A 10551-nucleotide genomic window follows, 5' to 3' on the forward strand; every position below is an offset into this window, starting at 1 on the left:
GATTTTCAACAAGAATCCAAAAATATTTAGAAAAATAAAATGACCTATATATACTCGATATAAGTCATTTCTATAGTTCTTTGACAATTTAATAAAATTACTTACACAAATTTCTTGACATTCCCGCCACATAAAAATATCCAGCCAATAAATGTACCCTTATGGTTGGATATTTTTATTTTATACCTAAACGAATCGAAATTCCTATTAGACAAAAAAACAAGACCTACACCGTAAGTCTTGTTTTAAATTATTTTTTATCTATATCTTCTTTTTCTATTTCCATAGAACGCTAGAGTTGCAATTGCAAGTCCTGCAAGTGGATATAATAAGTTTGTTGTATCGCCTGTATCTATTGCAGCAGTTGTATCTCCAGATTTAACTACTTCTAATCCATTGATACTAGCCATTAAGTTTTTATAGGCTGCATCTACACCAGCTTGATCAATATCACCATTAGTTAAAGCTGCTTGAGCTTCTTCCAATGCTTCCATCATCACTGACCATGTTTCAGCACTGTAATTTGCTACGTTCAATGATTGAGCTCGATTAATTAAGTCTTGTAATAGATCCTTATTTGGAATTAATCTTAAGTCTAAGTATGCTCTGATTAACGCTTCATATGCTGCATCTACTTCCGTTTGTGTTGCATCTGAATTATCCAATACAGCTTTAGCAGTTGCCATTGGTTCTGTTAATCCAGCTACACTAGCTTCTGTATATAGACTCTTATCTAAGCCATTAACCATATCATATAATGCTTGTAATTTTGATTTATCAGCACTTAATACTAAGTTTGAGATTGCCTCTGTTAAGTTATTTAATGCTTCATTAACATCACTTTCTAAAGCATTTTCATCAGCCATTACATCTTTTGCTGCATCTAAAGCTTCTTTAAATGCTGCCCATGAATCAGTTGTATAATTTCCTTCTTCATATTTTTCAGCTACATCGATCAAAGCTTCTAGATCAGTCTTATCACCTTTTACAAATTCTAACATGTGAATTGCTGTTGATAAACGTGTAAATGATGCATCAATTGTTACTTGACTAGCATTAGTATCAGCTAAAATAGTTTGAGCTTCTTCTAAAGCTGCATTAAATTCATCAACTACCGCTGGTACAACATTATCTAAAGCTCCTTGAGCTTTTAAAATATTTGCTGTATCTACAGCTATTTGTAATGCTGTTTTATTTGTTTTCGCTGGTTCAACTTCAACTAATGCATCTTTTGCACTAGCTAAAGCATCTTTTGCTGCACTTACTTCTTCAGCAGTTGTAGCATTTACTGCTACCAATTTTGCATTTGCAAGCGCATCAGCAAATACTTGATAAGATTCAGCAGTATATAAATCTGCATCAACTTTATTTGCTTCACTAATTGCGCTATTAAGTTCAGCAACATTAGTTAAAGCTGCTTTTAATGAATTATATTGAGCTGTTAATAATTCTAAAGCATTTTCAGAAGCTGAATCCATTACTTCTACTTTTGCTAAAAGTGAAGCTAAAGGATCAGCAGTTACTTTTGAGTAATCAGCTAAATTAATTGATTTAGCATCATCAAGAATCATTGCTTTTACTTCGGCGATCTTTTCAGCTGTTGCTGCTGTATCATCTCTAGCAACATCGATTTCTACAGCTGCAGCAAAATTATTACCATTATGAGTAGATAACGCTGTCAATCTAATACCATATGCTGTATACATTTGATCTAGTTGGATAACATTTTCTTTAGTTTCACTTGAGAAAGTACCTTCTTTAATTACTGTATAATTTCCATCAGCATCTTTAATTTCTAATCTATAATCTTTAATTGATCCGTTAGAAGACGCTCCACGTCCAGTATATAAGAATTTATCAAATGTTTCAGCACCACCAAAATCAACTGCAATCCAGTGATTATCTGTACATGTTTCTAAACCATGATAATTAGTATGCCACCATGAATTTAAATTTCCATCAATAGCAGCCATTGCATTAGCATCACCAGTAGAACCAGTTTCTTCTGAACATGCCGTTGCAGTCCAGTTTTCATGAGATGGCGTAATCATTTCATTTACATCAGTAGTAAATGCTTGTACTTCATCATATCCAACTGCACTATTTTTAACAGTAACTTGTGCTAATTTTCCAGTGAAATCATTATCCCCAACGATAATATTACCACCTTGAACAGCTTCATTTAAATGATCAGCATCATATAATGAGCTTGACAATTTACCATCAATATAAATTTTAAGCATTCCATTAACTTCACGAACCGCATTAATAGAATGTTGCTTACCATCATTAACATTTCCAGTTAATGTAGTAGTTGTAGATGTTGGAACATATTCATCTGTACCAAATGTTCCATGTGCTTTTTCAACAACTGTTGTAACAGTTTCTTTAGAACTTAAAGTAAGATCTTTAACTTTAAATACCACATAACCATCATTATCGATCGATAATGATACATCATCACCTAATTTAACCAAATCAACATTTGTAGCAGTTGTTTCCACACCTAAATTGATACTAAAATCTGTAGTTCCAGTAAATTTATTTTCAGTATCAACAGTATACGCTTGATCAATACCACTTAACCAAACAGTATCTTGATTAGCGTTATAAGAAGCTTCAATTCCACTAGCATCTTTTAAATCATTTTCACTAGACACACTTGCTACAACACCATTTTCATAGTATGCAACATTAATATCTTGTGATAATTCATTGTTATTGAAATCTTTAACTCCTGATACAGAAACTGCATTAACATTAGTTAAAAGACTTGTCGTATTTAATACCACAGTTCTGAAATCTTCTTTTAATTCAGCAGTTACTTCTTTACCAGCAACTGTATAAGTACCACCTTGAATTCTTTCACTGAATTTTAAAGTGATTTCATTATTTCCAGTTGCTTTAGCAGAAATAATTTCAGGTTTATCATTATCAACATGTCCATATTGTTGAATGATTGTTTGATGTGGCGCTAAAGTGACTGTAATTGTATCACCATAAGAAAGTGTATTTTCAATATTTCCTTCAGCATAAGGATAAACTTGAACACCCTTAGCATCTTTTAAAGTTGTTTTAGCACCAACAACGTCTGTTATTTGTAAAGAATATGTTTGTTCTTCATCAGTTGGATTTGTAAATGAAATAATTCCTTCATTTCCATTCCAGCTAGAATATCCATACACACCATTTCTTGGCTGATTTCCAAATAACTTCGCGTTCTTTAATACTTCATGATTTTCTTCAGCCCAAGCTAGAGCATCAGCAGTTACTTTCCATTTAGCATCATCCATAATAGATGGTGAATAATATAATTCCCAGAAAGCTGTACCACGAACAGCATTAGCGAATAAGAATTCTCTAAACACTTCAGTAGTTGCACTACTTCCATCTGATACACCATAAATTGGATCATGGTTATAAATATTCTTTAATGGGAATTGAATTTGATTTTGTTTATATAATTGATAATAAACTTGATCACGATAATAAATCTTTTGTTGATGTCTTTCACCAGTACCTAATTGACCAGTATCTCCAGAATCTTGTACCCAAATTGTATTTACCCATTGTAATAACCATGGACTTAAATTGATATAACATGTAGCATTGATAAATAATCCTTTTCCTTCTTTAGCACGAGCTTCACGAACATTATCAAATAAATCTGTCCATGCTTCCCACATATCAGAAGTAAAGTACATATTTTGATCGCCACCAGTCATATGATCATGACTAGCATTGTTACATGGTCTTGAAGCAAAACCATCCCATTTCCAATAATCAATATCAAATTGATCTTGGTAATTGATTGCCATTTCTTCAAAATTCTTCAAATATTTACGAGAACCTGTACAAATAACATTTCCTAATGCAGAATTTGATTGTACATATCCAGTTCCTTTAGATTCTAAATATCGAGCAAATGTTCCAAAGTAATTATATCCACCTTGAGGTCCTACCCATAAACCAAATGTTGATTGTAATTTATTAGATAAAGATGAAGATGTATACAATTCATTAGGGAACTTAGCGTTAAATTCCCAGAATCCTGTCTGGTTAGGTGTAGTTCCTTGAGAACTTCCTGGAGTTGCTGTGTATGTACCATCATAATAATTGTTCCATCCATCATCAACTACATAAGAATCTAATGGTTCTACACCATTTTCTGTTAATCCTTTTTCAGCTCCATAGAAAGAATCAGCAATACTTTCATCAGTAATATTCATCATATTATCATACCATGAATTATACTGTTTTCTAAAATCTGTTGGTGTTGCAATATCTTCAATATATTCAAAGAAATCTGTTTGAACTACTGAAGTATCTGTCCCTTGTGCAGCCCCAACAACATTCTGCCAAGTAACAAACTTACCATCTGTTGTAAGTTGATTATCTTCTTGTAAACGTGTAAATGTTTTACCTGAATAATAACGAATTTGTGTCGTATTATCTTTGACAATAGTGTCAGTTGCTGGGAATTCAGATCCCATAAATAAACCATTTACATAAATTGGTTGTCCTAACATTAATTCATGTTGACCAATCCACATTGATGAAATTTGACTATCATCAGGATGTGACCAAACACCTTCTGCATCTTCTGGTAACACAAATCTATCAGTATCGATGTAATCGATTTGTGCTTTATCCTTATCACTTACACTAATTTCTAAGAATGAACGCATGTAGTGATCACCAGCTGTTAGTACTACTACTTGATCGATGTTATAAGTAACACCATTAATTTCATATGGTTCATATGAAATTGTTAATTTTTTACCATTTTCAATGTTTTCAACATTAGCACCAGCATATACTAAATCACTAGATACGATTGCATCTTCTGAAACTGGTGTAACTGCAACATTGTAATTTGGTCCATAATATTGATCAGTATAAAGATTTAATTCTGCACTTGTAAACTCTTGCGCACTACCAAAAGCAACTCCTGTTTGAACAACTCGTACATATCTAGTTGTATAAGGTTTATAGAAGTTTGCATAGACACGATCTCCTACATTGTGTAAACCGTCTGCATCATGTAAATTATAAGCTTCACTTGTAAAATTACCAGCACCTGCTAAATTCCATTTTACACCATCAGCACTAACATACAATTCAAATTCACCCATAGTACCATTAGTACCATAAGCTGCATCATGATATCCTGGACGCTTGTCAATTGATAATGAACGTACAGTTTGTTCTTCACCTAAATCAATTTCAACAGTAATTGGATGTCCACTTACAGTATATTCATCAGGATATGTATTTAAGTCTCCATCAATTACTTTAGCTACTGCTGCTTCACTAAAAGCAGATCCGTTAGCATTTTTTATTGTCATTGTCCAATTACTACGATCTAACACTTCAGTTGGCTCAACAACTTTTTGTGTCTTTACGATTTCTTGATCATAGAAATCAATTTCAGCACTTGTAAATTCTTGAGCAGTCCCAAGTGCAACACTAGTTTGAACAACTCGTACATATTGAGTATCTACAGCTTCATCAAAGTTTACATATACCATGTCGCCAACATTGTATAAGTCACCAACTTTATGAAGATTATAATCTTCTTCGGTAAACTCCCCTTCTGCTATTTTAGTATACTCATCACCATCAGCACTTACCCAAACTTCATAGCCACCCATAGTACCATTGATACCATATGAAGCACTTGAGAATCCAGGACGTTTATTTACTGACATACCTGTGATTGTTTGTGTTGTTCCAAAATCAATATCCAATGTAAAAGGATGACCACTTACTTGATAATAATCAATATTAGTATTTAAATCATCATCAAATAGCTTAGCTACCTCATTATCTGGAAAAGCTGTTCCAGATGCATTTTTTAATGTTGCCTGCCACCCGTCACTAGATAAAGGAGTAGGATAAACCCATTCAGGATCATTTGTTATTTCATTGTCATCTTCATCAGTTTTTCCTTCACTAAGAGTATTAATAACAAAATCTTCTGAACCTTTTTGTGGTTCTAAACTTTTATTGATACGTTTATTTAAAATCGAACTAGTTAAAATTGTGCCATCTTTAATCGAAAATTCTCTTGAAATGTAATCATTCCCAATAGATACAACATCATCACTTATCTGCGTGATAACACTATCATTAGTTGCCTCTACAGTATTAATACCAGCAGTTAGACCACTTACTATTAGGGAACAAGATAATACTGTACTGAATAATTTTTTTATTTTCATCCTTTTTAATCACCTTCCCCAATTTAATGGTAATTATCTTCTTTAAATTGTCTTATAAATCATAAATAATTAACAAACCATTTTTACATTTCAACTTAACTCCTCTTAAATAGCGTATCAACACTCCTTCCAACATTAGTATAACATTTTTATATTTTAAATTATTTACACATTTAGTATAAATATTTATATTTTTTATTTACTTATATTTATAACAAAATTTTAATATATTTACTAAATATTTATACTTTCACTATATTTAAGTGTTTTTATTCATATTAACTGCAATAAAATAATTTTAGCAAATATCAATTATTGAAAATCAAAACTAATTTCTACAACTATATTATTAATCCCCAAGCTGATAAATATCTTAAAATAATCAAATAATATTTTTATTATTTTAATAATTTTATTGAATAAAAATAATTTTTATAATATAATGTAAACAGAAAGGATGATTAAAGATGGAATTCGAGTGGTCAACTAATGATATTGCAAAAAAAATAGTTACTATATATAGTACAAACCTAACTTTAAACAAAGCTGCATGTCATCATTTTGAAGATGTCAATTATGTTTTGTTAGGTTTAGATCGCAAAAATAATATTTTAGGAATTAAACCTGTTGGCAAACAGGAATTGAACGAAGAAATTTATCCCGAAGATCAACTACATCGTATTTCAATAGGAAAAAGTTATGGTCGAATATCAAATAAAAATTTTATCAACGAACTATCAAAAGAATATAAATTAGATTTAAGTAATAATAAATGTTTTAAATATGTTGCTAGATTTGATGTGATTCATCAAATTTTACTAGTAAATCTTTAAATTAGGGGGGAAAATTAAAATGATACCAATATGGTTAGGTATTATAATTGCCGCAATCGTTATTGAAGTAATTACGGTTGACTTGGTTAGTGTTTGGTTTGCTGCTGGTGGCATTATTGCTCTGATTCTATGTTTATTAGGAATAAATCAGTCAATTCAAATTGCAGCATTTATTATTATTGCCATAATCACTGCAGTTGTTGTTAGACCGATTGCTAAAAAATATATGCGTGGCAATATTGAAAGAACCAATTTTGATCGAGTAATTGGTAAACATGGTTTAATAACTAAAACAATTACAGCTGATACTAAAGGTGAAGTTAAAGTAATGTCAACGCTATGGTTAGCATCAAGTATTGACAATACAACAATTAATGAAGGTGATTATTGTGAGATTCTTGCAGTTGAAGGAGCTCACTTAGTTGTCAAAAAAATAGAGGAATAGAGAGGTTAAAAAAATGAATGGTATTATTACTATTATTTTATGGATTTTTCTTGCTTTGATTGCAATTTTTATCATTGCTTCAACAATTAGAATCGTCCCACAATCAAAAGCGTATGTAGTTGAAAGGATCGGTGCATATAATCGTACTTGTAATGTTGGATTGCATATTTTAATTCCAATTTTTGATCATGTAGCTAATCGTGTTTCTTTAAAAGAACAGGTTGTTGATTTTGCACCCCAACCAGTAATTACTAAAGACAATGTGACAATGCAAATCGACACAGTTGTTTACTATCAAATAACTGATCCTAGATTATTTACTTATGGTGTTGATCGTCCAATTAACGCAATCGAAAATTTGACTGCAACAACATTAAGAAATATTATTGGTGATCTTGAATTAGATGAAACACTTACATCAAGAGATATTATTAATTCTAGAATGCGTAGTATTCTCGATGAAGCAACTGACCCTTGGGGAATTAAAGTACATCGTGTCGAAGTCAAAAACATCATTCCACCTCGCGATATTCAAGAAGCAATGGAAAAACAGATGCGAGCAGAACGTGAAAGACGTGAAGCTATTTTACAAGCTGAAGGTAAAAAAACAGCAGCTATCTTAAATGCTGAAGGTGATAAAGAATCTATGATCTTAAGAGCAACCGCTGAAAAAGAAGCAGCAATTGCTAAAGCTGAAGGTGAAGCCGAAGCATTAAGATTAGTATACGAAGCTCAAGCTAAAGGTATCGAATATATCAATCAGGCTAATCCTGATAATGCTTATGTAACTTTACAAGGATTTAAGGCTTTAGAAGAATTATCAAAAGGTGCAGCTACAAAAATTATTATTCCAAGTGAAATTCAAGGAGTTGCCGGTCTTGCTACTTCATTAAAAGAACTAGTAAGTGATAAAAAAGTTAAGTAGATGATGAGTCAAAACTCATCATCTTTTTATTTTTCTAACTCAACAAACGAACTTATTTTGCAAACTTAACTAATCAACAGCATTTAACACTTTCGATATCTTTTAAATTCTGTATTCCAATAATGGCATATTAAAAAAAACATCTCATATAATATACGGGGTGATTAAGATGTGTGGTTTTTTATGTATGTACAATCATAATATTGATTTATCAAATCAGGTTCCAACTTTTAATAAGATGCTTTCTTTATTAAAGTATCGTGGTCCTGATGATTACAATGTTTGCAATGACAAACACGTTATACTAGGACATTGTCGTTTATCAATTATTGATATAAACGGTGGTAAACAACCTTTTAAATATACTCATAATAAAATTGAATATACCATTGTTTATAATGGTGAAATTTATAATATGAATGAAATTAAAGAGCAATTGATCAATGAAGGCTTTCATTTTACTAGTCAGAGTGATACTGAAGTTGTTGTAGCCAGCTTTGTAGCTTATGGAACGCGATGCCTTAATTTATTTAATGGAATCTTTTCTTTCGTTATTTCCTATCAAGGAAAATTATTTGTTGCACGAGATCAATTAGGAGTAAAACCACTTTTTTATTATCAAAAAAATGATCTATTTATTTTTAGTAGCGAAATAAAATGTATCTTGATGTATTTGCAACAATGTGTTGTCGATAAAACCGGCATAAAAGAACTGTTGGGATTAGGTCCTAGCGTTTCTCCTGGAAGAACAATTTATAAAGATATCTACAGTTTACGTCCAGCCCATTATATGAATGTCTATAACGGTTTCAAAGAAATCAATCGTTATTGGGCATTAGAACGTTATAACCATAATCGTAATTATGAAGAAACAGTTTATGATATTCGCTGTCTTGTAAATCACAGTATTCAGCAGCAGTTATTAAGCGATGTTCCTGTTTCTTGTATGCTTTCAGGCGGTCTAGATTCAAGCATTATTACTGGTGTCGCTAGCCAGTACATTTCTAAATTATCAACATACAGTGTTGATTATCAAGATCAAGAAAAATATTTTCAGCCCTATGAATATCAAACTACAAGAGATGATCATTATATTGATGAAATGCGTTTGCTTTATCATACTAATCATACAACTGTAACTTTATCGCAAAAACAATTAGTCATGGCTTTAAAAGAATCATTAATTGCTCGTGATGCTCCAGGAATGGCTGATATTGATTCGAGTTTTTTACTCTTTTCAAAAGAAATTTCTCGACATCATAAAGTTGTTCTTTCAGGTGAATGTGCTGACGAAATATTTGGTGGCTATCCTTGGTTTTATCGTGAAGAGCTAACAAGCATTGAAGGTTTTCCTTGGATGCGTGAACTAGATAAACGGATGGAACTTTTCTCTGATGAAATAAAAGCTTTAAATATTAAAGACTATGTTTTAGATAAATATCATCAAACTTTAAATGAAATAGATTATCACGATAATACTTTTGAAGATGAAAATAAAAGAAAAATGATTTATTTGAATATGGAATGGTTTATGCAAACATTATTAACACGTTCAGATAGTCAAACAATGCGTAGTTCCATTGAACTTAGAGTCCCATTTGCAAACAAAGATATTGTTTCTTATCTATATAATGTTCCATGGCACTATATGTATCATAATAACATTGAAAAAGGTTTGCTACGTGATGCTTTCAAAGATTTTTTACCAAATGATATTTATGATCGTAAAAAGAATCCTTATCCTAAAACTCATTCTCCATTTTATCGTGATTTAATTGTAAATTTATTAAAAGAGTCGTTAAAAGATAAAGACAATATCTTACTTAAATTGTTTGATTATAAAAAATTAATCGATTTAATCAATTCTGGTGGTAAATCTTTTAAATACCCATGGTTTGGTCAATTAATGACTGGTCCTCAATTACTGGCATATTTTTATCAAATTTATTTATGGGGAAAAATCTGTCTCTTATCCCCATCTCCGCGCCCACTCTCCTCTTCCTTCTCTCGTCTGCCTTCTTCTTCTTTCCCCCCCCCCCAGCCCCACCGCCACGTTCCGGCGCTGCTGGTTCCCCCCGCTCCCAACTCTCCCTACGTTCCCTCGAGCCTTTTCCAACTCCCCCG

5 protein-coding genes are annotated in these 10551 nt (G+C 31.7%); 4 read left to right on the forward strand and 1 reads right to left on the reverse strand.

Going from position 1 to position 10551, the window contains the following annotated elements:
- Positions 1 to 257: 257 nt before the first annotated feature.
- On the reverse strand, positions 258 to 6224 hold the full coding sequence (locus OC535_RS14485; protein WP_498824155.1) for a discoidin domain-containing protein: 5967 nt from the start codon (positions 6222 to 6224) through the stop codon (positions 258 to 260).
- A 467-nt stretch (positions 6225 to 6691) separates the two neighbouring features.
- Here OC535_RS14485 and OC535_RS14490 point away from each other — a divergent pair, with 467 nt between their 5' ends.
- From OC535_RS14490 to asnB, 4 genes are all read left to right on the forward strand, one after another.
- Positions 6692 to 7057, forward strand: a complete 366-nt coding sequence (locus tag OC535_RS14490) for a hypothetical protein (protein ID WP_227053108.1) — start codon at positions 6692 to 6694, stop codon at positions 7055 to 7057.
- Between the two features lie 19 nt (positions 7058 to 7076).
- Positions 7077 to 7502 carry an NfeD family protein gene (locus OC535_RS14495; RefSeq protein WP_227053107.1) on the forward strand — a complete coding sequence of 142 codons (426 nt, stop codon included), beginning with the start codon at positions 7077 to 7079 and terminating at the stop codon, positions 7500 to 7502.
- Positions 7503 to 7515: 13 nt separating this feature from the next.
- Positions 7516 to 8427, forward strand: a complete 912-nt coding sequence (locus OC535_RS14500) for an SPFH domain-containing protein (protein ID WP_024721066.1) — start codon at positions 7516 to 7518, stop codon at positions 8425 to 8427.
- A gap of 169 nt (positions 8428 to 8596) precedes the next feature.
- Positions 8597 to 10551, forward strand: a 1955-nt coding sequence (gene asnB, locus OC535_RS14505; RefSeq protein ID WP_498824156.1) for an asparagine synthase (glutamine-hydrolyzing), incomplete at its 3' end; no start/stop codon positions are given.

This window comes from Clostridium sp. Marseille-Q5894 (assembly GCF_946902305.1).
Taxonomy (GTDB): Bacteria; Bacillota_I; Bacilli_A; order Erysipelotrichales; family Coprobacillaceae; genus Thomasclavelia.

Excerpts from the sequence above, each read along its gene's own strand:
- OC535_RS14485 (WP_498824155.1), bottom strand. The coding sequence starts at position 6,224 with ATGAAAATAAAAAAATTATTCAGTACAGTATTATCTTGTTCCCTAATA.
- OC535_RS14490 (WP_227053108.1), top strand. The coding sequence starts at position 6,692 with ATGGAATTCGAGTGGTCAACTAATGATATTGCAAAAAAAATAGTTACT.
- OC535_RS14495 (WP_227053107.1), top strand. The coding sequence starts at position 7,077 with ATGATACCAATATGGTTAGGTATTATAATTGCCGCAATCGTTATTGAA.
- OC535_RS14500 (WP_024721066.1), top strand. The coding sequence starts at position 7,516 with ATGAATGGTATTATTACTATTATTTTATGGATTTTTCTTGCTTTGATT.